The sequence below is a fragment of the Aquisalinus luteolus genome (genome assembly GCF_009712425.2).
Lineage (GTDB): Bacteria > Pseudomonadota > Alphaproteobacteria > Caulobacterales > Parvularculaceae > Aquisalinus > Aquisalinus luteolus.
In genome coordinates, this window is the sequence record NZ_VCJR02000001.1 from 710,919 (window position 1) to 736,808 (window position 25,890).

Sequence of the window (25,890 nt, forward strand, 5' to 3'; positions counted from 1 at the left end):
AACTATGCGCCCGGGCGGGAGCATGTTAGTCAACCGGCAGTTGGGTAACGCGTGCCGGAGTTTTGTCTTGGATATTTATAATCAGCACCCTGATTTTAAATGTCATGTCAGTTCCGTCGGGTCCGAAGGCGAGCCTGTTGTCGTTGTCGATAACTTCCTGGAAGACTCAGACGCGCTGGTCGAATCTGCGGAGCGGCTGGAGGACTGGCCGATCCGCTCACCCTTTTATCCCGGGGTGCGGGCCCCTGCCGGCGAAAAATACAGACAGACGGTCAAACAGATTCTCGGCCCGGTGATATACGATGTCTTTGGCAGACACAAAGAGCCGGAAGTGGAGCAGTGTGCCTATTCGCTGGTCACGACCCCTCCCGACCAACTCGTGCCGTTCCAGCGCATGCCGCATTATGACGGCACATACCCGAACTCGATCGCCGTGCTGCATTACATCGCGCGCAACGAGGCGGGAGGCACCGGTTTCTTCCGGCATGTGCAGACAGGGTTTGAAACTGTCACCTCTCGGCGCGCGCCATCCTATCGCGGTACTGTCGAGGCACAGGTTCGCCACTACGGGCCACCGCCGCAGGAATACATGAAGCAGAGCAACCCCTTTTTCGAGCGTATCGCCGGCTGGGATGGCATCTTCAATCGTGTCCTGATGTATCGGGGCAATACGCTTCACTCCGGACTGATCCCCGACTGGTTCAGGTTCCCTCAAAATCCGCGCAAGGGCCGCCTGACCATGAACGCGCTGGTGACGGTCTGATATACACCAGTCGCCTGTAGCCAATTTGCTCGTCACACCTGTCGCGGGTCATGCCTGCTGCACCCGCAGAGTTTTCTGTTGCTTGACGCTCCCGGCCTGTGATCTTATCCCAAACTGTTGTTGATCTTGGCGGCTTAAGTGCCGTATCGTGGCTGTTAGCCCTAACAATAAGAAGACAAGCCAAGGGTAGACAACAAACAGGGTGCCATGTTTGCCAGAGTAGGGCAGTGGCCAGTATCGAAGGGATGGAACATTGTCAGAAACAACCGCAGACGCTCCGAAGAGCGAGGGCAGCTTTGCCTACGTTCTTCTCATCAGTATCGTCGCCACGATCGGCGGCTTTCTCTTCGGCTTCGACTCCGGCGTCATTAACGGCACCGTAGACGGGCTGCAATCCGCATTTAACTCCGACAGCGCAGGCACGGGCTTCAACGTCGCTTCCATGCTGCTCGGCTGCGCCGGCGGTGCCGCGCTTGCCGGTACGCTGTCAGATGCTTTCGGTCGCCGCACGATGATGATCGTCGCCGCCGTTTTCTTCATTGTCTCCGCATGGGGCTCGGGTGTTGCCAACGGCTCCATCGAGTTCATCATCTATCGCGTACTCGGCGGTTTCGCCGTCGGTGCCGCATCGGTCATGTCGCCGGCCTATATCTCCGAGGTCGCGCCCGCCAAGTATCGAGGTCGCCTGTCTTCGATCCAGCAGGTCGCGATCATCACCGGCCTGTTCATGGCTTTCGTCAGCAACTACCTCGTCGCCGGTGCCGCCGGTGCCTCGACCAATGAATGGCTGATGGGCTTCGAAGCGTGGCGCTGGATGTTCTGGATGGAACTGATCCCGGCCTTCATCTTCTTCTTTGCTCTCCTGCTGATCCCGGAAAGCCCGCGCTATCTTGTTGCCAATGGCAAGGTCGAGAAAGCCCGCGGTGTTCTGGAGAAACTCTCCGGCGCGATCCGTGCCAAGACGAAAGTCACCGAGATCAAGGAATCGCTTGCCTCGGACCACAAGCCGAGCCTCGGCGACGTGTTCGGCGGGACGGTGTTCAAGCCCATCGTCTGGGTCGGTATCGGCCTTGCCGTGTTCCAGCAGCTCGTCGGCATCAACGTCGTGTTCTATTACGGCGCCGTGCTGTGGCAGGCTGTCGGTTTCTCGGAAGCTGACGCGCTTCTCATCAACGTCATCTCCGGCGCCGTCTCCATCGGTGCTGTCATCGTGGCGCTGGTGCTGATCGATGCCATCGGCCGCAAGCCGCTCTTGTGGTTCGGCTCCATGGGCATGACCGTTACGCTCGGCCTTCTCGTCTGGTGTTTCTCCCAGGCGTCTCTGGTCGACGGCTCGGTCCGCATGCCGGAAGATGTCGGTCGTACCGCGCTCATTTCCGCGAACGCCTATGTGTTCTTCTTCAACATGTCATGGGGCCCGGTCATGTGGGTTGCCCTTGGCGAGATGTTCCCGAACCAGATCCGTGGTTCCGGTCTCGCAGTCGCCGGGTTCTTCCAGTGGATCTCGAACTTCGCGATCACGCTGACCTTCCCGATGATGCTGGCAACGGCATGGATCGGCCTGTCGGGCGCCTACGCGTTCTACGCAGTCTGCGCGCTGATCTCGGTCTTCTTCGTCTTCTGGGCGGTCAAGGAGACGAAAGGCAAGGAACTGGAAGAGATGCAGGGCTAGCCCTCTTCTCACAGATCATTATCGAAAGGCCGCCTTGTGAAGGGCGGCCTTTTTTCATTAGAGTGCGGAAAAACATATCAGGGCAGGAGCGGTCATGACCCACATTTCGAGAAGGACGATCCTCCAGCTGATGGCGGCAATGCCCATGCTTGGCGCCTGCGGGGCAGGGCCATCGGACCTGCGCTCCATCCCCGTCATTTTCGACACTGATATTGGCGGCGATGTCGATGACACGTGGGCGCTTTATTACCTGCTGCGCTGCCCGCAGCTCGACCTGAAGCTCGTTGCGACAGAGGGCAGCGCGACGCCATACCGTGCACGGCTGACGGCGAAACTGCTCCAGCTTGCCGGGCGCACCGACGTACCCGTCAGTCTCGGGCCGAACCGCGACGACTGGGACGGTCCGCAATCGGAATGGATCGGCGATTATCAGCTCACCGACTATCCAGGCGCGATCCTCGAGGATGGCGTCGCAGCAATTCTCGCGGCCATCGAAAGCTCGGAAGAGCCGGTGACTGTACTCTCCGTCGGGCCCGCGCCCGTCCTGGCTGAGGCGATCCGTCAGCGCCCTGAAGTCTTCCGTAATGCCCGGCTGATCGGGATGTTCGGTTCCATCGATGTCGGTTATGGCGGGGCTGGGGAGCCGGTCGCCGAATATAATGTCGTTGCCGATCCCGGAGCCCTGCGCACGCTCCTGTCTGCGCCATGGCGGGACATCCTGCTGACGCCGCTCGATACATGCGGGCTGATCGTGCTCGACGGCGAGGACTATCAGCGCGTCTACCGCAGCGCCGATCCGCTCGCGCGCGCGACCATCGAGAATTACGAGACATGGCTGCCCAATGTCGACTGGATGCCGGAAGGATATGACCCCTCACAGGTCAGCAGCACGTTGTTCGACGTCCTCGCAGTGGAGCTTGCCTATAATGACAGCCATGTCGAGATCGAGACCCTGCCCATCACCGTGACCGACGAGGGGATGACGCTCGTCGATGAGGAAGCTGGTACAGCTGTGCGCTGCGCCATGGCATGGCGAGACCTTGAAGGGTTCGAACAGAAGATCGCCCGCCTGCTGACGAAAGAAGCCTAGCCGGTCCGGACCGCGTCAGCCTTTCTTCGGCACACCGACCGTGTCGCGTTCGATAATGGCGAAATCCAGCACCAGGTGATCGTGCCCGTCTGAAGACTGTTTTGCGCCATTGCCGTTGGAGCCTGCAACGCTTTCCGACAGCATGGTCACGGCAGATTGCGCCATGTCTGCGATCGGCTGGCGGATCGTCGTCAGCTGCGGCCATATCGCGGTTGCGATCGGCGTGTCGTCAAATCCGACGACGGAAAGATCCTGCGGAATTTTCAGCCCGCGCTGGTGAGCCATGGCGATAACGCCTGCGGCCATGTCGTCGTTACTGGCAAAGATCGCGGTTGGCGGCGTAGCCTGGCCCAGGATTTTTTCGGCCGCCTGCATGCCGGAGCGATAGGTAAACGCGCCCTGGATCACATCATCCCTGGCGATCTCCAGCCCGTGGGATTTCATCGCAGCCAGATAGCCTTCATGGCGGCGATAGGTCGATGACTGGTCCGGCTTGCCGAGAATGAAACCGATACGGGTGTGGCCCTTCTCGATCAGGTAATTGGTCATCATCTCTGCCGCCTGTCGGTCATTGATGAGGACGCTGGCATTTTCCGGCGCATTGTCGCCGGGCGAGACGAGTACGAACGGCGCCGCGATATTGCGCAGGGCCTGGATGAAGGACGGGTTCTCGCTCAGGGGTGGTGTCACGATCATGCCGTCGAGGCCGATATTGCGCAGGTGGCGTTCGAACTCCTCCACGCTCGTATCCTCGCCAATGACCATGTCTTCCAGCACCAGGTGGTGCGTCAGTTCACGGCACTTGTTGAGCGCGCCGACGAGGAACTCGCTGAGATAACTGCCGGACGGGTTGGCGTGCACGAGACCGATGAAGATGGAATTGCCGCCGGCAAGCCCGCGGGCAAGCATGTTCGGGCGATAGTTCAGCTCGCGCATTGCCTCTTCGACACGGGCGCGGGTTTCGTCTTTTACCACGCTCTGCTTGTTCAGCACCCGGGAGACCGTCATCAGCGAGACGCCAGCGCGTTCGGCCACTTCCTTGATCGTGACGGACTGGCGCTTGTTCATGCGGATCTGTGACTGGCTCATTTTATTGTCGTTTCTTGTCCCTGCTTGCAAAGCCTATAGCGTACTGAATGCCGAGTCGACAACTCTATGCCCCCGATGGCAATTCATGGGCAACCCGGCTGGCGGCTGGATACAGAAAAGCCCGCCGCGGAGGTGCGGCGGGCCTGTATTTCGGGTGCTGGTGTCATCTGCCTAGACGAACTGGTTCAGCAGGCCTTCCATATATTCCTGACGGCCGGATTTCGGCTTCGGATCGAGGCCTTCCTTCACGGCACGGTCGGCAATCTCGTCGAGAGAGCCCTGTTTCAGCAGCCACTGGCCAAACTCGCCATCCCAGCCGGCATAGCGCTCGGTGACGAAGTCCGGCATGCGGCCGTCTTCCATGATGTCGACGGCACACAACAGGCCGCGGGCCAGCGCGTCGAGGCCGGAAATGTGACCATAGAACAGGTCTTCGGCGTCGATCGACTGGCGGCGCACTTTAGAGTCGAAATTGAAGCCGCCGGTCTCGAACCCGCCATTCTTGACGATGTGATACATGGTCTTGGTGATTTCCATGTTCTCCATCCAGAACTGGTCGGTGTCCCAACCGTTCTGTGGGTCGCCGCGGTTGGCGTCGATGGAGCCGAAAATGCCGAGCGCGAAGGCGGTGGCGACTTCATGCTCCATGGAATTGCCGGCGAGCGTCGCGTGGTTGGTCTCGATATTGACCTTCACGTCATTTTCCAGGCCGTACTTTTTCAGGAAGCCGTACACGGTCGCCGTGTCGCGGTCATACTGGTGCTTGGTCGGCTCATGCGGCTTCGGCTCGATCAGGATCGGGCCGGACAGGCCGATCTTGTGCTTGTAGTCGACGGCGAGGGAAACCATGCGGCCGAGCTGGTCCATTTCGCGCTTCAGGTCGGTGTTGAGGATCGAGTCATAACCCTCACGGCCGCCCCACATGACGTAGTTCTCGCCGTTCAGGCGCTTGGTCGCGTCCATCGCCTGACGGATCTGGGTCGCCGCGAACGCGAACACTTCCGGGTCCGGATTGGTCGAGGCGCCGGCCATGAAGCGCGGATGGGAGAAGACGTTCGCCGTACCCCACAGCAGTTTTACGCCGGTTTCGCCCATCTTTTCTTCGACCTTGTCGAGGATCGCGGCAAAATTGTTCGTGTGCTCCTTGATGTCAGCGGCCGGGGCCATGATGTCGATATCGTGGAAGCAGAAATAGGGCGTACCCAGCTTGGTGAAGAAGTCGAACGCGACGTCCAGCTTGGCTTCGGCCATTTCCTGGCCGTCAAGCTTGTGCCACGGGCGGTTGAACGTGCCGCCGCCGAAGACGTCGAAACCGTCCCAGCAGAAGGTGTGCCAGTAGCAGATCGCCGGGCGCAGCCAGTCTTCCATCCGCTTGCCCATGACCATCTGGTCCTTGTCGTAATAACGATAGGCGAGGGGGTTCTTGGACTCCGGGCCTTCATATTTGATCGGGTCGATCTTGGCGAAAAATTCCGAACTGCTCATTACTGGTCTCCTTGTGGAAATACTGACTTCAAGTTCTTGTACAGGGTGCCGAAACGCTCCCGCTTGGCGGCGAGGGCGTCGATATCGGCCTGTTTCGGTTCAATGGTTTCGCGCACCGGCGGCGGAGCGCAGACCGTTGCCGGGTCGGCATCGGAAATGCTCAGCTGGGCCAGCTTGGCGGCGCCATAGGCCGGGCCGACCTCCGCATCGCGGCGATAGACGAGCGGCGTTTCCAGCGCTGCCGACAGGATGCGGCCCCAATAGGCAGAGCGCGATCCACCGCCGATGACGGTAACCTCGTTCAGCGTGCCACCACCTTCGACGAGGGCATCGAGCCCGTCGCGGAAGGCAAAGGCAACGCCTTCCATCACCGCCTGCCCGACGGTTGCCGGATCTGTGTCATGGTTCAGGCCGAACAGCACGCCGCGGGCATACGGATCATTATGGGGCGTGCGCTCGCCCGACAGATAGGGCAGGAAGATTTCCGGCCCGTCGAGGCGGTCCTTCGCGGCGGCCTTGGCGATGATCTCGCCTGCATCGTGTGTGCCGGTCATCCGTGCCGCCCAGTCGACGCAGCTCGCTGCAGACAACATCACCGTCATCTGGTGCCAGGCATTGGGAAGGGCATGGCAGAAAGCATGCACAGCCCGTTCCGGGTTCGGCAGGAAGGCTTCGCCCGCAAGGAACAGCACGCCAGAGGTGCCAAGTGACAGGAAGGCCTGACCGGGTTCCGTCACGCCGACACCGACGGCACCGGCAGCATTGTCGCCGCCGCCGCCTGCAACAGGCACGGCATCCATGCCCCAGTCTTTTGCGACTGATGCTTTCAGCGTGCCGGTAACCTCCGAGCCTTCGAACAGCTCGGGCATGTGGCTTTCATCGAGGCCGGTCGCGGCCAGCATTTCCGGCGACCATTTGCGCTTGGCGACATCCAGCCACAGCGTGCCGGCGGAATCCGACATGTCGCTGGCATAGGTGCCGGTCATCAGCAGGCGGACATAGTCCTTCGGCAGCAGCACCTTGGCTGTCTTGGCGAAGACTTCAGGTTCGTATTTCTTCACCCACACCAGCTTCGGCGCTGTAAAGCCCGGCATGGCGAGGTTGCCCGTAATCTCGCGCGATTTCGGCTCGGCTGCTTCCAGCTCCGCGCATTCGGCGGCGCAGCGGCCGTCATTCCACAGGATCGCCGGGCGCAGCGGCTTGTCCTCGGCATCGAGGATGGTTGCGCCATGCATCTGGCCGGACAGGCCGATTGCCTCGACAGCCTTGCGCCGGTCTGGCGACAATTCCAGTACAGCCTTGTTGGTCGCCGACCACCAGTCCGCCGGGTTCTGCTCAGACCATAGCGGCTTCGGCCGCGAGATGGGCAGGGGCGCAGTCGCTTGTTCGATCACGTCGCCATCGGCGTTAGTGATCACGGCCTTCACGCTGGACGTGCCGATATCAATACCTAGAAACATTCAAATCCAATCCGTTCTTTCCTGCCCTGAAGTTCCGTCTCAGCCTTCACTCTTCCCGCGAAGGGGGTCGGCCTTGCCCGGGTCTCGAACCGGCGCCGCCTTCAGCGACTGGCCGACAGCATCGCGCATGGCTTTTGCCTTGTAGTCGGCATCATACAGAGTCGGGCGTTTTGCAACACCATCTTCGCGGGGTTTGAAGCCCTGAAGCCAAGAATATTTGTCGACCATGCCCCAGATCAGGATTTCCTTGGTCGCCTCGTAGGACAGCATCAAGTCGAAATAGTCCTTCGTGTACGCTGCCATGATCTCGTCGCGAACCGCCGGGTCGGGGTCCATCTCCGTGTCGTTGACGTCGAACTCGGTGATGTAGATCTCCAGCCCCATGCCGATGGCTTCCTCGACAAAGGCCCGCCATGTGCGTTGCTTGTCGGCGGTGAACTCGTCCGGGTTGTTGTCGTTGGAATGGCTCTGGATGCCCAGCGCCTGGATCGGCGCGCCATTGGCAACCAGCCGCTCCAGCAGTTTCAGCACGCCGGTGCGGTGTTTCTCGTGCCCGCTCTCCCAGCTCATATAGTCGTTATAGGCCAGCGTTGCGTTCGGTGCGTATTCGCGGGCGCGGTGGAAGCAATAGTCGATCACTTCCGGCCCCATGGCGCGGGAGAACGACGTCTCGCGCAGTTCGCCCGTTTCCGGGTCGATCGTCTCGTTCACGACGTCCCAGGAATAGAGATAGGGGGAGTAATGGGTCGCGACCCGGTCGATGTAATCATCCAGCATCGCCTCGGCCTCGGCGGCATTGGAGAACTGCTTGTTGTTGACCCAGTCGGGGAACCATTGCGGGTGATGCCAGATCAGCGTGTGGCCGCGCATCATCAGGTTGTTGGCCTTGGCGAAGTTGACCAGCGTGTCGCCGGGCGCGAAATTCCAAACGTCCGGTTGCGGATGGATCGTGTACCATTTGTGCTCGTTCTCGGCGACGATGGTGTTGCACTCGTTCAGGACGATCTCGACATATTTCGGGTCATTGACCTGATAGGCGGCCATGGCCGTGCCGAAACGGATGCCCTTTTCGGCGGCGATAGCGGCGAGGGAAGATGCTTCATTAGACGCAGCAAAAGCAGGGGACAGGGCACCAGCACCGGCCATTGCAGCCGTGCCGAGGGAATAGGTCAGGTACTCGCGGCGAGACCAGCGGGTCATGTCTTGTTTCCTCCATCACCGGACCCCATCCAGTATTTTGTCTCAGGACAGGGGCAGAATTTTTTTGTACTTTTCGCCAGCTATACACTAGTCTGTTTGGTAACGCTATCATAAACTAACCATTGCCGTCCACCAAGAACAAAAACAGGGCGGCTTAACGTAACCGGGAGGAATCAATGAAAGACATCAACAAGCTTGGGATTATGGCTGCCATCATGGCGCTGGGCGGGGCTGCCGCCTGCAGTGAACCGGCTGCGGAAAACAGCTCGGCTGACACAGCCGAACAAGCCGCTGGCCCGCTGACGGCCAGCTTCGACAGCTTCACCTATACTGGCAATGACCCGGTCTATGACGGACTGGAGCCGGGGGCGAATCAGTTCCTCAATCCGGTGCTCGCCGGCTTCTACCCGGACCCGAGCGTCACTCAGGTCGGCGGTGACTATTATCTCGTCAATTCGACCTTTGCCTATTTCCCCGGCCTGCCGGTCTTCCATTCCACCGATCTCGTCAACTGGACGCAGCTCGGCAATGTTATCGACCGGCCCGGCATGCTCGATTTCGACGGTCTCGGCCTGTCGCGCGGCGTCTTCGCCCCGACGATCGAGCATCATGACGGCACGTTCTACGTCGCCAATACCTGCGTCGATTGCGGCGGCAACTTCATCGTCACCTCGGAAGACCCGGCAGGCCCTTGGTCCGACCCGATCTGGACACCTGAAGTCGGCGGCATCGACCCGTCGCTGTTCTTTGACGATGACGGCACCGTCTACATGATCAACAATGACGCGCCGGTCGGCGAGCCGCGCTATGACGGCCACCGGGCCATCTGGATTCGCGCTGTCGACCCGGAAACGCTGCAGCCGATCGAGGAACAGACCGTGCTGCTCGATGGCGGCGTTCGTCCGGAGGAAAACCCGATCTGGATCGAGGGGCCGCATATCTACAAGGTCGACGGTTGGTACTACCTGTCTTCGGCAGAGGGCGGCACGGCGATCAACCACTCCCAGGTCATCATCCGTTCAAGGAACATCAAGGGACCGTGGGAAGTCTATGAGGGCAATCCGATCCTGACACAGCGAGACATGGACCCGGACCGGGCCAACCCGATCACCTCCGTCGGCCACGCCGACATGGTCATCGACAATGACGGCAAGTGGTGGGCGACCTTCCTCGGCGTTCGTCCCTATGAGGGCGATTATTACAACACCGGCCGCGAAACCTACCTGCTGCCGGTCGAATGGCGCGATGGCTGGCCGGTGATCCTTGATCGCGGCGAACCCGTCGGCTACATGCTCGACCGCCCGGCACTGCCCGATGCCGGTGCGCCGGATATCCCTATGAATGGCAACTTCACGATCACGGAAGAGTTTGATGGTGACAGCCTTGATCCGTACTGGATGATGGTCCGTGTGCCGAAGGAGGAATGGTGGTCGCTCCAGGATGGTGCGCTGGTTATCGAGGCCCGCGACCAGCGTCTTGGCGACATGACCCAGCCGTCTTTTGTGGCCCGCCGCCAGCAGCACCTGCATGGCTCGGCGGAAACGGTCGTCAAATTCACCCCGCGCGATGCGGGTGATGAAGCCGGCCTCGCTGCCTTCCAGAATGATCACTACTATTACGCCATCGGCATTACCCTTGATCAGGACGGCAACCGTCTCGTACGCCTGTCCCAGCGTGTCGGCGAAGGCGCGCCCAAGGGCGGTGTTACTGTTGCCTCTGCGCCGCTGGCGGCCAAGGGGCCGCTGCGGTTGAAGGCTGTCGCAGAGGGCGTTGACGGCTACACCTTCCACTATGCCATTGGCGGTGGCGACTGGCAGCAGCTGGGCGAGCGCCTCGATGCGAAGCCTCTCTCGACCCGCACCGCTGGCGGTTTCGTTGGCGCAACCTTCGGCATGTATGCCCAGACGTCACCGGAAACAGTTGCCGCGCCGGTCGACGCTCAATAATCCGGCATCAGGGAAGGGCAGGCCGCCGCTTGCCTTTCCCGCCCCCATCGGCCTATTTCATGGCCGTATGACTGACTACACCAGCGACTGGAAATTCTGCATCGCGCCAATGATCGACTGGACGGACCGCCACTGCCGGTTCTTCCATCGTCAGATCACGCGCGGTGCGCGGCTCTATACGGAGATGATCGTCGCCGATGCGATCCTGCGCGGTGATCGCGACTACCTGCTCGGCTTTGATGAAATCGAGCATCCTGTAGCTTTGCAGCTCGGCGGCAGCGACCCTGAAACCATGGCCGATGCCGCCCGCATTGGCGCCGACTACGGCTATGACGAGATCAACATCAATGTCGGCTGCCCGTCGGACCGGGTCCAGTCCGGTGCCTTCGGTGCCTGCCTGATGCGCGAGCCGCAGCTTGTCGCCGACTGCTATCGTGCCATGGCCGGGGCGGTCGATGTGCCGGTGACGGTCAAATGCCGCATCGGCGTCGACGATCAGGACCCGGAGGAAGTCCTGCCCGGTTTTGTCGACCTGTTGGCGGATGCAGGCTGCAAGGTCTTCATCATCCATGCCCGCAAGGCCTGGCTGCAGGGTCTGAGCCCGAAGGAAAACCGCATCATCCCGCCGCTCGACTATGATCTCGTCTATCGCCTCAAGCAGGCCAGGCCCGACCTGACCATTGTCCTCAATGGCGGCATTACCGAGCCTGACGCCGCTGCCGGGCATCTGGAAAAACTCGACGGCGTCATGATCGGCCGTGCCGCCTATGAGAACCCGTATATGCTCAGCCAGCTTGATGAAAAGCTCCTTGGGCTGACGGGAGAGACAGCCTCCCGCCGCGCGGTGGTCGAGGCGATGGCCACCTATATCGACCAACAGGCAGGGCGGGGTGTGCGTCCCCACAATGTCGCCCGCCACATGCTCGGGCTTTTCCACGGCCAGCCCGGCGCCCGCCGCTGGCGTCAGACGCTGACAGTCGAAGGCACCAGGCCCGACGCCGATGCCAGCGTGCTGCTGCGGTCGCTCGATGAATTGCCCGCTGCAGCGCTGGAGGGGGCGGCGTGATCGACCTGACCGGGCTCGACTGGGCCCTGATGTTGCTCGGCCTTGCCGGGGTCGGCCTTTTCGCCGGTTTTCTTGCCGGACTGTTCGGCATCGGTGGCGGCATCGTCATCGTGCCTGCGCTCTATGCCGTCTTCGGTCTTATCGGTGTGCCTGAGGAGGAGCGGATCAAGGTCGCCGTCGCCACATCCCTTGCCACGATCATCGTCACGTCGCTGCGTTCGGTTTCCTCGCACATGAAACATGGCGCGGTGGACATGGCGCTTCTGAAGCGCTGGGCGCCGTGGATAGGCCTTGGCGCCATCGCCGGTGCGATCGCAGCGCGCGTCATCCCGGCGGAGGCGCTGACGCTCATTTTCGCTCTTGGTGCATTGGGCGTTGCCATCCGCAAGGGTCTGTTCCGGTCGCGGGAAAAAGAACAGGCGAGCGAGTTGGCCCCGGTGCCCGGCGGCCCAATCGCCGCAGCGCTTGGCGGTGGTATTGGCCTTTTGTCTTCGCTGATGGGCATTGGCGGCGGCGTGCTCGGTGTCATCGTGCTGACCGCCTATGGCCGCACCATCCATCAGGCTATCGCCACATCTGCCGGCTTCGGCCTCGCCATCGCCGTGCCCGGCACGCTCGGTTTCATCGGGTCGGGGTGGGGCGTCAACGGCCTGCCGCCGCTCACTATCGGTTATGTCAGCCTCCCGGCCTTTGCCCTGATCGCTGCGATGACGTTCCTGACGGCACCACTCGGCGCCACATTGGCCCATCGGCTCGACAAGGGCATTCTGAACCGCGTCTTTGCGATTTATCTTGGCATAACGGCGCTGTTGCTGCTGCGGGAAGCGTTGATATAGCTTGATGCGGATAGGTTATGCGCATAACGTATGCGCATAAAATTCTGGAGGGCCTCATGAGCTTCTACGATCGGAAAGCCCCGAAAAAGGCGACCAATGTCACCATCAATGCCGACTTGCTGCAGCAGGCCAAGGCGCTGAAGCTTAATCTGTCTGCCCTGTCAGAGCGGGCCATCGAGGAAGCCGTCCGCGCCGAGAAGAAACGCCAGTGGCAGGAAGATAATGCCGAGGCAATTGCCGCTCACCATGCTTTTCATGAAGAGCATGGTTTCTTCGCTGATCATGTCCGGGCGTGGCGCGACGGCAAATGAGTGATTTCACCGTTCACCAGATGCCGGTACCGTCCGTGCGCCGGATCATTCCCTATGTGGTCTGCGTTCAGTCTGATGTCTTCGCGTCACTACCGTCGCGCCTTGTTGTGCCGCTTTATGCGTCTGCGCCAGCTCGTGTGATACAGGAGCTGGCACCATCAGTCAGCTTTGAAGGACAGGACTTGCTGTTCATGAGTTACGAAATGACGTCATTCCAGACCGGCGAGTTAAGTGCCAGTCTCGGTGATCTGGAACATGACCGGTACAGACTATTGCAGGCCATAGACCTGCTCATTACCGGTGTCTGACATGACCTTGCAGATTTCCCGCAATATCGAGATCGACGACAAATGGCTGGAGGAGGCGTTTATCCGCGCGTCCGGGCCGGGCGGACAGAACGTCAACAAGGTGGCGAGTGCCGTGCAGCTGCGCTTCGATCTGGAGGGCTGCGACACGATCCCGCCGGATGTGAAGGCGCGTGCTCGCCGCATTGCCGGATCGCGCCTGACCAAGGACGGCCACATCCTGATCGAGGCGCAGCAATTCCGCCGGCAGGAAGCGAACCGCGAGGATGCCCGCAAGCGGCTGATCGATCTGCTGAGAAAGGCGCTCGTGCCACCCAAGGCACGTAAGAAGACGGCGCCGAGCAGGGCGCAGAAGGCAAAACGCCTCGACGCCAAGAAGCGCCGGGGCGATATCAAGAAGATGCGTGGGAAAATACCAGAATAAGCGATCAGTGTTCGCATTTCTTGTCACCATATTTTCGGGACAGGTGATATCTGTTTTCTTCTTCCGTGTAACCCAGAAGAGTACCTTGTAACCACTCCAAATGGGAGCACCAGCCGCCGCGGTATAACAAATCAAGTAACTGGCAATATGCCTCAACACGCCATTCTTCCCCGGCTTTGGTATAAAACCAGTAGTCGATTGTTGATGGCATACCTCTCAGCGAACATGCATATGTTCGCTTGTGTTCGGAGAAGGTGCCGTCGAGAACATACGGATCGAAATCCTGCGAGGCCAAAGCATCTGACTTCTCCCAACCTGCCACTTTTTCATGCGTAAAGACCGCAAGGGGTTTCTTACCCTCAAGCATGAGTTCCAACTCGCGGTTGGTATGCATCAAGTAGGGATATTTTTCATCTTCAGGAAGCATATCAGTCTACGGACTTATAGACGACGCCTTCCTTCATCACGAAGTCGACGCTTTCCAGGATCGAGATATAGTCCAGCGGGTTGCCCTGAACGGCGATGATGTCTGCGAAATAGCCCGGTGCCAGCTTGCCGATCGTGTCGCCTTTGCCGAGCGCGTCAGCGGCGTTGACGGTGGCGGCCTGCAGAGCTTCGGCAGAGGTCATGCCGAAACGGGTCATGCGTGACAGCTGCCGGGCGTTCTGGCCATGGGGATAGACCCCGGCATCGGTGCCGAGCACCATTTTCACGCCGGCTTCATGGGCTTTCCGGAAATTGTCGCGCTGGGTCTGGCCGGTCATGCGCTCCTTCTCCAGCGACTCTTCAAGGATCCCCGCCGCTTCGCCTTCGCCGAGGATATATTCGGTCACATAGATATCCATGGACAGGTAAGCGCCGTTCTTCTTGGCGAGGCGGATGCCTTCATCGTCGATGAAGCTGGCATGCTCTATCGTGTCGACACCGGCCATAAGCGCGTTGCGGATACCTTCGGCGCCATGGGCGTGGGAGGCGACCTTCAGTCCATGGCTGTGGGCTTCTTCTGTCAACGCGGTCAGCTCTTCGACCGTGTATTGCGGCGCACCGACCTTTGTGCCCTTGGACAGGACGCCCCCGGTCGAGCAGGTCTTGATCAGGTCAGCGCCATACTTGATGTTCTTGCGCACTGCGCTGCGCGCCGCCCACGGGCCATCGGCCACGCCTTCACCCTCCAGCTTATATTCCTCCGGCAACAGATTATTATCGGAACAGTGCCCGCCTGTGATCCCGATGGACGGGCCGGACACAAACATGCGCGGCCCGGGGATCATCCCCTGATTGATCGCATCGCGCAGGGCGACATCGCCGAACGACCCGGCGCCGACATTGCGCACCGTGGTGAAGCCTGCGTCGAGGGTCGTCTGCGCATTCACGACACCGATGATCGCACTCATCTCGTCGGACAGGGCGAGACCCCGATAGCCGTGATAGTCCGATGAACTCGTCAGATGGACATGCATGTCGATCAGCCCCGGCAGGAGCGTGTAGCCGGAAAGATCGATACGCGTCGCATCCTCGGGGATCGCCATCCGGACCGTCGACATGTCCCCGGCAAATTTCACCTTGCCATCCTCGATCAGCACCGCAGCATTCTCGATCAGGCGACCGCTCTCCACATCGACCATACGGTCGGCGGTCACAAACGCGTTCTGCGCGTGCGCGGTGCCGGTAATGGCGAAAACGGCAGCAGCGGCAGTCAAAAGCCGGGACATCAGTGTCATGCGGAAAACCCCTTCAGGATGGCGAGGGGATCAGGCGGCCTTTGCGGAAACGGTTTTCCAGGCCTCGCGCCCCCTCAGGCGATCGAAATAGGCTTGCACATTTTCAGGTGTGCCGTCCAGACGGCCCATGACCTTGAGCAGCAGCAGCATGTACCCGATGGAGATATCAGCCGCAGTAAAGGTCTCGCCGCAGATAAACGGCTTGTCGCCCAGCCCGTCGCCGATGAAATCGACGCAGGTGTAGACTTCCTTTTGCGCCCACTCGGCGATTGCAGGGTTGCGGTGCTTCTCCGGGAGGATCAGCGCATGGGCTAGCAGCATGTTCATGTATGGCCCCATGCCGGCCTCGCCATATTCGAACCATTGCAGGTAGCGGCCATAGTCGTGCGTGCCGGGTTCCGGCTTCAGCCCGCCCGCCGTCGACCCATCGCCATAGCGGCTCATCAGGTATTCCATGATCGCGGTCGACTCTACCATGGTGAAGTCGCCATCCTGGATCGCCGGATATTTCCCTGTCGGGCTGATCTTGCGATATTCCTCGCTGCGCGCGAACTGGCGGAATGTCGCCTGCGGCACGAGTTTCAGCTCATGCTCCAGTCCCATTTCCTCCAGCAGCCAGGCGATGCGGAACGAGCGCGAATAAGGGGCGTGATACAGCGTGATGGTCATGGGCAGTCTCTCCTGTCTCTCTCAACTCTTGCCGACATGAGAACCGGATACAAGAACGGCGGACAGTCCGGGACCGTCCGCCGCTGCATAGTCACTATGCGCCAAAAAGATAAAACAGGGGAAATCAGAGCTTCTGGTTGAACTCGCCGACTTCCGGGTAGCCCTCGAGGATCGCTTCGATCTCCCGGAACATCTCGTTGCGGTTCTCTTCCGATGTCGGGCTCTCGACCACGACCACCAGCTCCGGCTTGTTGGAGGAGGCGCGGATCAGGCCCCAGGTGCCGTCCTCGACGGTGAAACGCACGCCATTGACCGTGTTCACGTCGCGCAGCTTCTGGCCGATGAACGTACCGTCGCCATCGGCGTGCTTCTGCACCTGCGCGACGATGCGGTCGAGCACTTCGTATTTCTTCTCGTCATCGCAATGGGGCGACATGGTCGGCGACTGCCAGGTCTTGGGCAGGTCTGCGCGCAGCTGCGCCATCGACTTGTCCGGGTTGCGGTCGAGCATTTTCAAGAGTGCGATGGCGGCAACGAGGCCGTCATCATAGCCACGGCCATAGGGCTCGCGGAAAAAGAAGTGGCCGGATTTCTCGAAGCCGGCAAGCGCGCCGATCTCGTTGGAATAGCGCTTGATATAGGAATGGCCGGTCTTCCAGTATTTGGTCGTCGCGCCATTTTCCTGCAGCACCGGATCGGTCAGGTAGAGGCCGGTCGATTTCACATCTGCGACGAAAACCGCATCGTCATGCAGCGCAGACAGGTCCCGGGCGATCATCACACCGATCACGTCGGCGAAGATCTCGTTGCCCTCATTGTCAACGACGCCGCAGCGGTCGCCATCGCCGTCAAAGCCCAACGCCACATCCGCGCCATGCTCTTTCACCGCATCGACCATGGCATGAAGCATCTTCATGTCTTCCGGGTTCGGATTGTATTTCGGGAAGGAGTGGTCAAGCTCCGCATCCATGGGGATGACCTCGACGCCCATGCGCTCCAGCGCTTCCGGGGCGAAGGCGCCCGCCGTGCCGTTGCCGCAGGCCGCGACGACCTTCATCTTGCGGGTGAACTTCACGTCCTTGACGAGGTCGTCGATATAACGCTCGCGCATGCCTTCGACATATTTGTAGGCGCCGCCATCCTGCGGCTTGAACTCGCCGTTGAGCACGATTTCCTTCAGGCGGCCCATTTCCTCCGGCCCGAAGGTCAGGGGGGCTTCGACGCCCATCTTCACGCCGGTCCAGCCATTGTCATTGTGGCTGGCGGTGACCATGGCGACGCAGGGGATATCGAGGTCGAACTGGGCAAAATAGGCGACAGGCGACAGGGCAAGGCCGATATCGTTGACTTCGATGCCCGCGCTCATCAGCCCGACGATCAGCGCCTGCTTGATCGAGGAGGAGTAAGAGCGAAAATCATGGCCAACGACGATGCGCGGCTCCTTGCCCAATTCGTGGATCAGCGTGCCGAGGCCCGCGCCGAGGGCCTGGATGCCCAGCAGGTTGATCTCTTTTTCGAACAGCCATCGCGCGTCATATTCCCGGAATCCGGTCGGTTTGACCTTCGGGATGATCTCATACTCAAGCGTATTTGGCTCAAGATCGGTACGCGGGGTTGGCAGCATCGCTTCTCTCCTCTAGCAAAAGACCTTTCGTTCCTACCGGTACACAGTTACAGGGGCAAGCGCCCAGACATGACAAAACCATGAAAACGGTATTTCATGGTGGGAATCGCGGCAGGCCGGTCGTCAGGGTATCCGGTTGGGGCAGATAGAAAGAATGAGTATGGAATTGGGGCTCAGAGGGCAGTCACTGCTCGGAATTTTCGCGTTTATGGCAATCGCCTGGCTTCTGTCGGAGCGAAAGACAAAATTTCCTTTCATGAGTGCGATCTGGGCGGTGGCGATCCAGATGGGGATTGCAGCTTTTTTCCTGCAGTTCGATCCGGCCCGCCGGGCCCTGCGCGGTCTGAATGGCCTTGTCGATGCCCTGCAGGCAGCAACAGGCGAGGGCACATCCTTCCTGTTCGGCTATCTCGGCACCAGCGACACTGCATCCATGCCGTTCGAGGTGACCAATGAAGGGGCGCTTTTCATCTTTGCTTTCCAGGCCCTGTTTCTTGTGGTGTTCATCTCGGCCTTGTCCGCCGTCCTCTGGCACTGGGGCGTTCTGAAATGGCTCGTGCGCGGCTTTGCGATCGTGCTGACGAAGATCTTCGGCACAGGCGGCGCGGTTTCGCTCGCCGCCGCAGCGAACGTCTTCCTCGGCCAGACCGAAGCGCCCCTGCTGATCCGCGCCTATCTCGATCGGGTCACCCGGTCGGAGCTGTTCACCATCATCACCTCCGGCTACGCGACGGTCGCCGGCTCTGTCATCGTGCTCTATGCGACGATCCTCTCGCCGATCGAACCATCGATCCTCGGCCACATCATTGTTGCCTCGATCATCTCTGTTCCGGCCGCACTGCTGATCGGTCGTATCATGGTGCCGTATTCCGATGAGGAAACGCCGACGCCGACCAGTGCAGGCGATGATTTCCAGTATGAAGGCTCCATGGACGCGTTCATGCATGGCGTCACCGAGGGCGGCAAGCTGTGGTGGAACATCATCATTTCCATCCTCGCTTTCATCGCGCTCGCCGCGCTCATCAACATCATGCTCGACAGCTTTATACCGGATATCAACGGTGCGCCGCTGACGATCGAGCGCATGCTCGGCTGGGTCTTCATGCCGCTGGTCTGGCTTGCCGGCGTCCCGTTCGAAGAAGCGTTTCATGCAGGCCAGCTGATGGGCATCAAGACCGCCTTGAACGAGGTGATCGCCTATATCAACCTCGCCAGCCCGGAATATGCCGATCTCAGCGAGCGCACCAAGCTGATCATGGTCTATGCCCTTTGCGGCTTTGCCAATATCGGCTCGCTCGGCATCGTCATTGGTGGCCTGTCCAGCCTCGTGCCGAACCGGCGCAAGGAGATCATCCAGATCACACCAAAGGCGCTGGTCGGCGGCACGCTTGCCACCCTGATGTCCGGCGCCGTCATCGGCGTAATCTGGATGGGATGACCCGATGACCATACTGAGTGCTGAGAAGCTGTTCATGGTCTATGTCGGCGGCATGGCCGAGGGCTGCCACGTCGAGCTGCACGATGTCCGCTTCGTCATCGGCGAGAGCATCGAGGCCTGCTATGACGACCTGCGCGCGCAATGGTGGGGCACGCCTGAGAGCCTGCATCTCGACTGCTGGGGCGAAATCCACTGGGCCGACGGCCATGTCGTTGAGTTGCGCAATGAGCCTCAGGAGGGCGGGGCGTCATTATGGTTCGTCAATCTCGGCGGCTATGACCCGAAACTCTTCACCGAACTGCACGAAAACCTGCTGGTCGTCGCTAAGGATGGCCGTGAGGCAAAGAAACACGCGCTGGCGCAGATCGAGAACTGGGTCTCTCCGCACAAGGACAATGTTCTGACAGTCGAAGCGAGCGTCGATGTCAGCGCCAATCTAGCGGGGCAGGGGCGGTATGTGCACCTCACGCCCGGCGTCGAAAAACACCCCTTCGCGTTCGAAGCCCGCTATGTTCCCATCGGGAAGAAAAAATCATGAGCAAGGCGCGCGATGCAATCCTGACGCTGCTGGACAAGCGCGACCCCGGTAAATCCATCTGCCCGTCGGAAGCCGCCAAGGCTCTCTCGCCAGACAACTGGCGCCCGGAAATGCACAAGGTCCGCGAAGCGGGCAGGGCGCTGTCCGACGAAGGCCTGATCGAGGTCACCCGCAAGGGCAAGCCGGTCAATCCGCACACGGTCAAGGGCGTGATCCGGTATCGGTTGAAGTAGGACCCTCACCCAAAATCAGCAGGCTGATTTTGACATCTCCCAGAGGGAGAGGTAGGGCGCCGTAAAATATCTGAGAGTTGGCTTTACCTCTCCCTCTGGGAGAGGTCGAAATTCCTGCAGGGAATTTCGGGTGAGGGCAAAACTTATCCCCACACTCTCACCAGCACTTATAACCCCCCCCAAGCCCGGTGAGAACCGGGCGGAGGTCTCGGGTCTGCGGGTGATCTGTCCGCCAGCCCGGAGACAACAGGCATTCCTGCCGCCGGGAGGAGCGAGCGCGCGTCGGCGCCCGTGGCAGGGATCGGCATTCCGCCCAGACGGGTGGACGCGAGAGCTCCCTTAGGGCCGCGCACCAGAATGCCGCCGTGGAGAGTGAATAGCTGCTTCCAGCTTGTCAGCTCTCAATGCTCATACAGCTCTGGATAATACTCTCCACGGGCCTTCCTCTCTTCTCTCACGCTCGCACTGGCACAGTGGCGGCGACAAACCTATATCGTCACGACCATGAGCCTCAGCACCCTCAGAAAAGACCTTGCCGGCTGCCGACACTGCGAAGAAGTCGGCCTGATCCCCGAGGCGCGGCCAATCTTCCAGCTGCCCTCGAAGGCGCGGATCGGCCTGTTCAGCCAGGCACCCGGCAATCTCGCTCATATAAATGGCAAACCATTCTATGATCCGTCCGGCGTGCGCCTGCGCGAGTGGATGGGCGTTACGGAAGAAGAATTCTACGACTCAGGTCGCATCGCCATTGCGCCGATGGCGTTCTGCTTCCCCGGCTATGACGGCAAGAGCCCGACAGGCAAGGGTGGTGACCTGCCGCCACCAAAGGTCTGCGCGGAGATCTGGCGTGCGCGGATCATGAAGGAGATCGAAAGCCGGCTGAAACTCGTCCTGCTCGTCGGCGGCTATTCCCAGAAATGGCACCTCGGTGACCAGATGGGGCGTACCCTGACGGAAACGGTGAAGATGGCGCGGGACAGGATAATCGATGGGGAAGCGGCGATGGACTCCCCCATCTATCTACCGCTTCCCCATCCCTCTTGGCGGAACAATGCGTGGCTGCGCAAGAACACTTGGTTCGAAGAGGACGTCGTGCCCTTCATGCAGGACATCATCCGCCGAGAGTTCTCGTGAGGCTTACCAGCTCTTGCCGATCGTAAAGACCAGCCTCTGGTCCAGCTCATCCTCGCTGGAAAGCCTTGTCGGCTGGTTGTCGACGAACAGATCGTCGCCGCTTTCCGGGTTATCGATCGCGGCCCTGTCGGCTCGCCAACGCGCGCCATACAGCAGGCCTATATCAACCCCATCGGCTATTTGGGCACTCAAGCCGGCGTCGAACGAAACGCCGTAAGTCAGGCCTGAATCGTCATCTTCCAGATGGATCGGGACATTCTGGGAATAGTAGCACGCTCCGCAGAAAGTATCCTCCTTCGCATCAAGGTCTGCTTCGCGATAGCCGATATTGACCAGTGGGCGGGCAAAGGTATTCACCTTGCCGAACTTGCGCCCGAAGAACGGACCGACTTCAACACCGGCATAACGTTCCGTCAGGTCCTGAAGGCCGAATGTGTAAATATCCGGGTAGGTCGGTGTCGTGATCCGGAACTCGTGTTCCGTGCCGGAATAATCAAAGAAAAAGCCGTGATAGCAGCCCCAATACCAGTCCGGCGAAATGCCGTGATAAACCTTGCGCCCGGCGGCGAAGCGGAAGTTTTCATAATCTGTATGCGTCTCGACATCCGATCCGGCGCTGCCATAGAACAGTCCCGTGGCGTCGTCATCGGCAAAGTCGAAATAGACGACACCTGTGCCGTTACCACCGGCGGGAACACTGCCAAAGGATGACCCTTCAGCTTCAGTGTAGGACAATGAAGCGGCAAAGGCGCTCGCCCGGCCACGCCATTTTCGTTGCATGTATGAGAACCGCTCAAATTCATCCCTGGGGGTGAAAACAGTACCGCCCAGATAGGCCCCGCCGAATGTGGTGCCCGAAAGATGGTCGTCGGTTTCCGCCACGAACTGTTCATCGTCCGCTGTCACCTCGACGCCGTAGCCAGCCTGGGGCAGGCTTGTCTGCGACGCGCCGACAAAGAACCACAGCCTGTCCTTGACGATAGGCCCACCGAGGGTTTTGTCGTAGGCGTCTTCCGGTGAGTCAGTTCCCGGAAGAGCGCCCTGTACGTCTGACGTATCGAGACCATCATACCATTGGCCTCCGTCGGACTTTTCTCCAGAAGCGGTGGGACGCTCTTTGCCGACGTCTTCATCCTCGACGATCAATCCGCCAGTATCGCTGCCGACAAACCGTGCACCGTCCCGGCTTGAAACCGCGCCCTTTTCCGCCGCATAGAGATTCGCATCGGCATAGGCTGCGTCGACCGGCTCACCATCGTCGGCATCTTTGCTTTTGCCGGTAGAGTGAGGCGGATAAGAACCATCTGACCCTTCGCGCTCTTCCGTGAAACTCCTGATCACGAAATTGTCTTCGACAGCAGCCTCATCCATCGGTTCGGAAAAAGTCAGTACAAAAGACGTGCCGGGATCAACTCCGTCTGCATTCCGCGCCGGGCTTGTCCTGGCGACCTCGGGAAGATCCCCTGGCTGATGATCCGGAGCATACGCATCTCTCACCTCATCAAGCGTCTGGTTTGCTTCTGCACTGAGTTTTTCCCGGTCAAAACCGAAATAGACAATATTCGCGTCTCCGGCGGGTTGCCCACCTGGACTGTCTTCGGCCTTTGTTGTCTGCACTGGCTTGGGAAAATTCTGGAACCTGTTCAGCTGATCGGCAGTTGGCTTGCTTTCCATTCGGACTTTCAGTTCCCGGTAGGTCTGTGCGTATGCTTGGGTGGAGGCAGCTGCCTGCCCGTCCGCGAGCATCATCCCTGTCAATCTGTCTTCAAGCTGGGTTACACTAAGCGAGTCCATTGCCTGGGCGTGGGCGGGCGTCAAGACAACAGGAATAGCGCCACAGATGGCAATGGCGGCACATGCCGCGAGTAATGTACGTTTCATGGGTTCTCTCCTCTTCGAAAGTTGTGAACGAGGAGGAGGGTGCCGCTATGCCCGGCACTCCACATGATGCAATAGGACTAGGTGGGCCTAAATTATCCGGCAAGGAGCATTTTGATCAGGTCGACCTGCCCACCGGCACCGGTCTTGTCGAGCAGGTTCTGCATGTGTACCCGTGCGGTATTCACCGAAATGCCGGTGCGGCGGGCATGGTCGGGCACGGAAAAGCCGCCGGCAAGGCTGACCAGCAGCTTTTTCTCCGACACAGTCAGGTTATAACGTTGTGAAAAGGCATGATAATCCGTCAATTCCCCCGGTGCGGCGTGGCGCATTCGGTCGGTCAGTGCTTTGACCGTTTCTTCCGGCAGGTGCTGCGCGATTTCCCGCATCCGCTGCTGCCAGATAGGCACGTCCCCCAGCCGTTCGCCGTCGAATTCGAATAGCTGGGCATAGGTCAGGAACGCCTCCACGGTGTCCGTTTCGTCATTCTCATCGTCATTTCTGTCCTGCTCTTTGGCCATTTTCTCTCCGGTGGTCATCATGCCTTGCCCGGGCAGTCCTGTGAAGCATTCAGGTTTTCCTGATTTATGCTATACTCTGCAGGCAAATTTCAGGGGCGGGAGAGGCTCATGACGGCAGGAACCTATACCGAACGCATGCATCCGGCAGCCCGTCTTTCGGCGCTCGAGGCTGGCAGGCTCGCTCAATTCGTCCGCTCCGAGGCGGGGGTGATTGGACGTCTCGCTGATCACACCCTGGCCCGTTTTGAGAACATGCTGATCGAATTCGTTTTCATCAGTCGGCTGAGGAAGACGTTTCGCGACTTCGCCGATCCGTCAAAACCGACCAAAAACATGATGGACGACCTGCGCCAGCAACAGAGCGAGGGCAAGATGGCCGGCCTGTCCATGATGGCCTCGGCTGACGGCACGCCGCATATCGATACCGATGAGACCTCCAGCGCCGATGTCTGGCGGCTGAGCCGTCAGGGCGGCGAACGCGTCCTCTTCTACGTGCCCTGCGGTGGCTTCATCCTGCCCCCATCGCCGAAACAGCTGTCGACGGCTGAACGCCTCGCCAGTGCCTGCGACAGCCGCCTTGTCATCGGCCGCCACAGGCTGGCGCCGGAACATCCGTTCCCGGCGGCGATCCACGATATCGCCGATCATTACGAGGCGCTGCTGTCCGAGGGTCACCATCCCGGCAACATCATCGCCGGTGGTGACACCTCCGGTGCGGCCATCATGCTCGGTGCCCTGATGGAATTGCGCCGCCGCGGTGTGACCATGCCGGCGGGGGCGTTGCTGTTCTCGCCTTGGGCGGATCTTTCCCTGTCCGGCTGGTCCTACATCACTGGCAGCGTCTCCGCGACGAGCCCGTACCGAATGGAAATCGCTGCCTTCTGCGCGCGTCTGTACCTGCAGGATACGCTGCCGACAGATCCGATGGCCTCGCCAGTTTATGGCGAAATAAAGGGATTACCGCCCATGGCGATCCATTCCAGCCGGTATGACATTCGCTTCGATGATGCCCTGCGGCTGGTGGAAAAGGCAGAAAAGGCCGGTGTGCCGTGTCGCATCAATTACTGGGACTCGCCGCGCCACCATCTCGAAAGGTTCAAGTCCCGCGATGCCGACAAGTCTTTCGAACTTGCTGCCGTCTTCGTCGAGGAGGTGATGGCCTAGCGTTCTTCCGTGGGGAGTGGCGTTGCCATGATAAGCACCGGCTTGCGCGGACTTTCAGGTGCGCTGCCATCCTCCGGGAAGCTCGGCCATTGCGAATTGGCGATGAAAGCGAACTGACCGTCCCTGACAAACCCCAGTGTCGGATCGTCGAATTCGGGCATGCCTGTCGCCAGTGGCGTGACAGTTTCTATGGCGGATCCATTCTCTGTCAGGGAGAGATGCAGCACGCCATGGGGGCGTGCGCCGTTACGGATGGCGACCAGCCCGCCATTTCCATCAGCTGTCAGGCCATCGATGCCGATCAGCGATGCGTTGTCCGTCATCAGGCGTAATGCGGTGCCTGTCGATAGATCAACGCGCCATATGCCGGTCGCATAATCCGCCGCATACAGAAAGCTGTGACTGACCGTGATACCCTGCAGGGAGGCGAATGTGCCGGGGGCGACAACAGTCGTGAGCTCGCCAGTCTCGATATCCGCCTTGTAGATCGCACCGCCTGCCTGATCGGTGAAATAAACGATATCCTCGTCATGCGCGAGATCGGTGATCTGGGCATTGTTGGCAGGGGCCTCGAAGCGGTAAATAACCTGCTCTGTCTGCGGATCGATCGCCAGTAGGACAGTGCCTGCCTTGCGATGGCTTGCGGCTGTCTGCGGCACGATGGCCGTCGCCGCCCAGATCAGGCCATCCGCAGCAACGATCTCGAAAACACTGCCGATAGACTTGTCCTCCAGAAGGTTTTCCAGTGTATCATCGTCAAGGCGATAAAGGCCGGGCTGTGCAATGCCGCTGACATACCAGGTGCTGTCGACTTTCGCGACGCTTTCGATCAGTATGTCGAGGTAGGGGATGGTCACCAGCGCTTCCACTGTGCCGGTCGGGGCTCCATTCTCTTCAATCAACTGAAGCAGCACAGAAAGGTTATTACGCGCGTCTTCCGGCATTGCGGCGGCTAGGGCGCTGGTCGGATAGGAGAGGCCGAGACGATTGACCTCAGTCAACCATTTCTCGGCAGTATCCATGTCACCCATCCGGGCACTGAGGATTGCCAGGTTGACGAGAATGCTGCCATGACCGGGTTGATGGAAAAGGGCTGCCTCAAGGGCAGAAATGGCGGAAGGGGTATCGCCAGCATCGATGAAACCTGCCGCTGCCTGTCTGTGTTCCAGTGCCGCTTCATAGTGTTGTGCGGGTGTCAGGCTCGCGCTCTCCTGCGCAAGGGCACTCGTCCCGCCCCATAAAGCGAAGAGAAATATCAGGCAAAGATGCATCGGCTTGCTCCCGGCATTCCAGCATTTGCTGACCAACCGGGTACGTGCCGTT

The 25,890-nt window shown here is 60.0% G+C and carries 25 protein-coding genes; 14 read left to right on the top strand and 11 right to left on the bottom strand.

Translation table 11 applies throughout. From position 1 onward, the window contains the following. The first annotated feature begins 67 nt into the window (after positions 1-67). The 3 genes from FF098_RS03195 (at position 68) to FF098_RS03205 (ending at position 3,525) form a co-directional block, all read left to right on the top strand. A complete protein-coding gene (locus FF098_RS03195; protein ID WP_155137271.1) occupies positions 68-763 on the top strand; it encodes a DUF6445 family protein in 696 nt (231 codons plus the stop codon). Positions 764-1,016: 253 nt separating this feature from the next. Further along, positions 1,017-2,435, top strand: coding sequence for a sugar porter family MFS transporter (locus tag FF098_RS03200; RefSeq protein WP_155137274.1), 1,419 nt, complete (start codon positions 1,017-1,019; stop codon positions 2,433-2,435). A 94-nt stretch (positions 2,436-2,529) separates the two neighbouring features. After that, a complete protein-coding gene (locus FF098_RS03205; RefSeq protein ID WP_155137277.1) occupies positions 2,530-3,525 on the top strand; it encodes a nucleoside hydrolase in 996 nt (331 codons plus the stop codon). A gap of 15 nt (positions 3,526-3,540) precedes the next feature. Here the strand turns inward: FF098_RS03205 and FF098_RS03210 are convergent, their stop codons facing one another. The 4 genes from FF098_RS03210 to FF098_RS03225 form a co-directional block, all read right to left on the bottom strand. Next, positions 3,541-4,614, bottom strand: coding sequence for a LacI family DNA-binding transcriptional regulator (locus tag FF098_RS03210; RefSeq protein ID WP_155137280.1), 1,074 nt, complete (start codon positions 4,612-4,614; stop codon positions 3,541-3,543). A 171-nt stretch (positions 4,615-4,785) separates the two neighbouring features. Next, positions 4,786-6,099, bottom strand: a complete 1,314-nt coding sequence (xylA, locus tag FF098_RS03215; protein WP_155137283.1) for a xylose isomerase — start codon at positions 6,097-6,099, stop codon at positions 4,786-4,788. Continuing rightward, positions 6,099-7,559 (bottom strand): xylulokinase, encoded by a 1,461-nt coding sequence (gene xylB, locus FF098_RS03220; RefSeq protein ID WP_155137286.1) that lies wholly within the window; start codon positions 7,557-7,559, stop codon positions 6,099-6,101. Before xylB ends, xylA begins: the two co-directional genes overlap by 1 nt. Positions 7,560-7,598: 39 nt before the next feature. Next, the gene (locus tag FF098_RS03225) at positions 7,599-8,759 is read right to left on the bottom strand and encodes an endo-1,4-beta-xylanase (RefSeq protein WP_155137289.1); all 1,161 of its coding nucleotides are present in this window, start codon (positions 8,757-8,759) and stop codon (positions 7,599-7,601) included. 203 nt (positions 8,760-8,962) lie between these two features. Here FF098_RS03225 and FF098_RS03230 point away from each other — a divergent pair, with 203 nt between their 5' ends. The 6 genes from FF098_RS03230 (at position 8,963) to arfB (ending at position 13,647) form a co-directional block, all read left to right on the top strand. Beyond that, complete coding sequence (locus FF098_RS03230) at positions 8,963-10,705, top strand: glycoside hydrolase family 43 protein (protein WP_155139357.1); 1,743 nt, start codon at positions 8,963-8,965, stop codon at positions 10,703-10,705. A gap of 67 nt (positions 10,706-10,772) precedes the next feature. After that, positions 10,773-11,771 carry a tRNA dihydrouridine(20/20a) synthase DusA gene (gene dusA / locus FF098_RS03235; protein ID WP_155137292.1) on the top strand — a complete coding sequence of 333 codons (999 nt, stop codon included), beginning with the start codon at positions 10,773-10,775 and terminating at the stop codon, positions 11,769-11,771. Then, positions 11,768-12,607 (top strand): sulfite exporter TauE/SafE family protein, encoded by an 840-nt coding sequence (locus tag FF098_RS03240; RefSeq protein ID WP_205967357.1) that lies wholly within the window; start codon positions 11,768-11,770, stop codon positions 12,605-12,607. The genes dusA and FF098_RS03240 overlap by 4 nt, the downstream gene beginning before the upstream one ends. Before the next feature lie 56 nt (positions 12,608-12,663). Further along, complete coding sequence (locus FF098_RS03245) at positions 12,664-12,918, top strand: type II toxin-antitoxin system CcdA family antitoxin (RefSeq protein WP_155137295.1); 255 nt, start codon at positions 12,664-12,666, stop codon at positions 12,916-12,918. After that, positions 12,915-13,226, top strand: coding sequence for a CcdB family protein (locus tag FF098_RS03250; protein ID WP_155137298.1), 312 nt, complete (start codon positions 12,915-12,917; stop codon positions 13,224-13,226). The genes FF098_RS03245 and FF098_RS03250 overlap by 4 nt, the downstream gene beginning before the upstream one ends. Position 13,227: 1 nt before the next feature. Further along, positions 13,228-13,647, top strand: a complete 420-nt coding sequence (gene arfB / locus FF098_RS03255; RefSeq protein ID WP_155137301.1) for an alternative ribosome rescue aminoacyl-tRNA hydrolase ArfB — start codon at positions 13,228-13,230, stop codon at positions 13,645-13,647. Positions 13,648-13,651: 4 nt separating this feature from the next. Here the strand turns inward: arfB and FF098_RS03260 are convergent, their stop codons facing one another. The 4 genes from FF098_RS03260 to FF098_RS03275 all read right to left on the bottom strand — a co-directional run bounded on the left by FF098_RS03260 (position 13,652) and on the right by FF098_RS03275 (position 17,661). Then, positions 13,652-14,074 carry a hypothetical protein gene (locus tag FF098_RS03260; RefSeq protein WP_155137304.1) on the bottom strand — a complete coding sequence of 141 codons (423 nt, stop codon included), beginning with the start codon at positions 14,072-14,074 and terminating at the stop codon, positions 13,652-13,654. A gap of 1 nt (position 14,075) precedes the next feature. Further along, positions 14,076-15,359, bottom strand: coding sequence for a Xaa-Pro dipeptidase (locus FF098_RS03265; RefSeq protein ID WP_155139362.1), 1,284 nt, complete (start codon positions 15,357-15,359; stop codon positions 14,076-14,078). A 39-nt stretch (positions 15,360-15,398) separates the two neighbouring features. Next, positions 15,399-16,037, bottom strand: a complete 639-nt coding sequence (locus FF098_RS03270) for a glutathione S-transferase family protein (RefSeq protein ID WP_155137305.1) — start codon at positions 16,035-16,037, stop codon at positions 15,399-15,401. Positions 16,038-16,161: 124 nt separating this feature from the next. Further along, positions 16,162-17,661: a phosphomannomutase/phosphoglucomutase gene (locus tag FF098_RS03275; RefSeq protein ID WP_155137308.1), complete on the bottom strand. Its 1,500-nt coding sequence runs from the start codon at positions 17,659-17,661 to the stop codon at positions 16,162-16,164. Between the two features lie 160 nt (positions 17,662-17,821). On the opposite strand from FF098_RS03275, the gene FF098_RS03280 reads away from it, so the two are divergent. The 4 genes from FF098_RS03280 (at position 17,822) to FF098_RS03295 (ending at position 21,004) form a co-directional block, all read left to right on the top strand. Beyond that, positions 17,822-19,099: a NupC/NupG family nucleoside CNT transporter gene (locus tag FF098_RS03280; RefSeq protein WP_155139364.1), complete on the top strand. Its 1,278-nt coding sequence runs from the start codon at positions 17,822-17,824 to the stop codon at positions 19,097-19,099. Between the two features lie 4 nt (positions 19,100-19,103). After that, entirely contained in the window at positions 19,104-19,637 is a 534-nt protein-coding gene (locus tag FF098_RS03285; RefSeq protein ID WP_155137311.1) for a DUF1543 domain-containing protein, read from the top strand. Continuing rightward, the gene (locus tag FF098_RS03290; RefSeq protein WP_155137314.1) at positions 19,634-19,870 is read left to right on the top strand and encodes a DUF3253 domain-containing protein; all 237 of its coding nucleotides are present in this window, start codon (positions 19,634-19,636) and stop codon (positions 19,868-19,870) included. The genes FF098_RS03285 and FF098_RS03290 overlap by 4 nt, the downstream gene beginning before the upstream one ends. A gap of 504 nt (positions 19,871-20,374) precedes the next feature. Further along, positions 20,375-21,004, top strand: coding sequence for a uracil-DNA glycosylase family protein (locus FF098_RS03295; RefSeq protein ID WP_155137317.1), 630 nt, complete (start codon positions 20,375-20,377; stop codon positions 21,002-21,004). Positions 21,005-21,007: 3 nt separating this feature from the next. On the opposite strand, the gene FF098_RS03300 is transcribed toward FF098_RS03295, so the two are convergent. Then, complete coding sequence (locus FF098_RS03300; RefSeq protein WP_155137320.1) at positions 21,008-22,885, bottom strand: Ig-like domain-containing domain; 1,878 nt, start codon at positions 22,883-22,885, stop codon at positions 21,008-21,010. 92 nt (positions 22,886-22,977) lie between these two features. Further along, positions 22,978-23,403 (bottom strand): helix-turn-helix transcriptional regulator, encoded by a 426-nt coding sequence (locus FF098_RS03305; protein ID WP_166426296.1) that lies wholly within the window; start codon positions 23,401-23,403, stop codon positions 22,978-22,980. A gap of 108 nt (positions 23,404-23,511) precedes the next feature. Here FF098_RS03305 and FF098_RS03310 point away from each other — a divergent pair, with 108 nt between their 5' ends. Further along, positions 23,512-24,567, top strand: a complete 1,056-nt coding sequence (locus tag FF098_RS03310; RefSeq protein WP_166426297.1) for an alpha/beta hydrolase fold domain-containing protein — start codon at positions 23,512-23,514, stop codon at positions 24,565-24,567. On the opposite strand, the gene FF098_RS03315 is transcribed toward FF098_RS03310, so the two are convergent. Beyond that, on the bottom strand, positions 24,564-25,838 hold the full coding sequence (locus tag FF098_RS03315) for a tetratricopeptide repeat protein (RefSeq protein ID WP_155137329.1): 1,275 nt from the start codon (positions 25,836-25,838) through the stop codon (positions 24,564-24,566). The two genes, FF098_RS03310 and FF098_RS03315, sit on opposite strands and share 4 nt — an antisense overlap. Positions 25,839-25,890 lie beyond the last annotated feature (52 nt).

Excerpts from the sequence above, each read along its gene's own strand:
- FF098_RS03205 (WP_155137277.1), top strand. The coding sequence starts at position 2,530 with ATGACCCACATTTCGAGAAGGACGATCCTCCAGCTGATGGCGGCAATG.
- FF098_RS03210 (WP_155137280.1), bottom strand. The coding sequence starts at position 4,614 with ATGAGCCAGTCACAGATCCGCATGAACAAGCGCCAGTCCGTCACGATC.
- xylA (WP_155137283.1), bottom strand. The coding sequence starts at position 6,099 with ATGAGCAGTTCGGAATTTTTCGCCAAGATCGACCCGATCAAATATGAA.
- xylB (WP_155137286.1), bottom strand. The coding sequence starts at position 7,559 with ATGTTTCTAGGTATTGATATCGGCACGTCCAGCGTGAAGGCCGTGATC.
- FF098_RS03225 (WP_155137289.1), bottom strand. The coding sequence starts at position 8,759 with ATGACCCGCTGGTCTCGCCGCGAGTACCTGACCTATTCCCTCGGCACG.
- FF098_RS03230 (WP_155139357.1), top strand. The coding sequence starts at position 8,963 with ATGGCTGCCATCATGGCGCTGGGCGGGGCTGCCGCCTGCAGTGAACCG.
- dusA (WP_155137292.1), top strand. The coding sequence starts at position 10,773 with ATGACTGACTACACCAGCGACTGGAAATTCTGCATCGCGCCAATGATC.
- FF098_RS03245 (WP_155137295.1), top strand. The coding sequence starts at position 12,664 with ATGAGCTTCTACGATCGGAAAGCCCCGAAAAAGGCGACCAATGTCACC.
- FF098_RS03250 (WP_155137298.1), top strand. The coding sequence starts at position 12,915 with ATGAGTGATTTCACCGTTCACCAGATGCCGGTACCGTCCGTGCGCCGG.
- arfB (WP_155137301.1), top strand. The coding sequence starts at position 13,228 with ATGACCTTGCAGATTTCCCGCAATATCGAGATCGACGACAAATGGCTG.
- FF098_RS03260 (WP_155137304.1), bottom strand. The coding sequence starts at position 14,074 with ATGCTTCCTGAAGATGAAAAATATCCCTACTTGATGCATACCAACCGC.
- FF098_RS03265 (WP_155139362.1), bottom strand. The coding sequence starts at position 15,359 with ATGTCCCGGCTTTTGACTGCCGCTGCTGCCGTTTTCGCCATTACCGGC.
- FF098_RS03270 (WP_155137305.1), bottom strand. The coding sequence starts at position 16,037 with ATGACCATCACGCTGTATCACGCCCCTTATTCGCGCTCGTTCCGCATC.
- FF098_RS03275 (WP_155137308.1), bottom strand. The coding sequence starts at position 17,661 with ATGCTGCCAACCCCGCGTACCGATCTTGAGCCAAATACGCTTGAGTAT.
- FF098_RS03280 (WP_155139364.1), top strand. The coding sequence starts at position 17,822 with ATGGAATTGGGGCTCAGAGGGCAGTCACTGCTCGGAATTTTCGCGTTT.
- FF098_RS03285 (WP_155137311.1), top strand. The coding sequence starts at position 19,104 with ATGACCATACTGAGTGCTGAGAAGCTGTTCATGGTCTATGTCGGCGGC.
- FF098_RS03290 (WP_155137314.1), top strand. The coding sequence starts at position 19,634 with ATGAGCAAGGCGCGCGATGCAATCCTGACGCTGCTGGACAAGCGCGAC.
- FF098_RS03295 (WP_155137317.1), top strand. The coding sequence starts at position 20,375 with ATGAGCCTCAGCACCCTCAGAAAAGACCTTGCCGGCTGCCGACACTGC.
- FF098_RS03300 (WP_155137320.1), bottom strand. The coding sequence starts at position 22,885 with ATGAAACGTACATTACTCGCGGCATGTGCCGCCATTGCCATCTGTGGC.
- FF098_RS03305 (WP_166426296.1), bottom strand. The coding sequence starts at position 23,403 with ATGGCCAAAGAGCAGGACAGAAATGACGATGAGAATGACGAAACGGAC.
- FF098_RS03310 (WP_166426297.1), top strand. The coding sequence starts at position 23,512 with ATGACGGCAGGAACCTATACCGAACGCATGCATCCGGCAGCCCGTCTT.
- FF098_RS03315 (WP_155137329.1), bottom strand. The coding sequence starts at position 25,838 with ATGCATCTTTGCCTGATATTTCTCTTCGCTTTATGGGGCGGGACGAGT.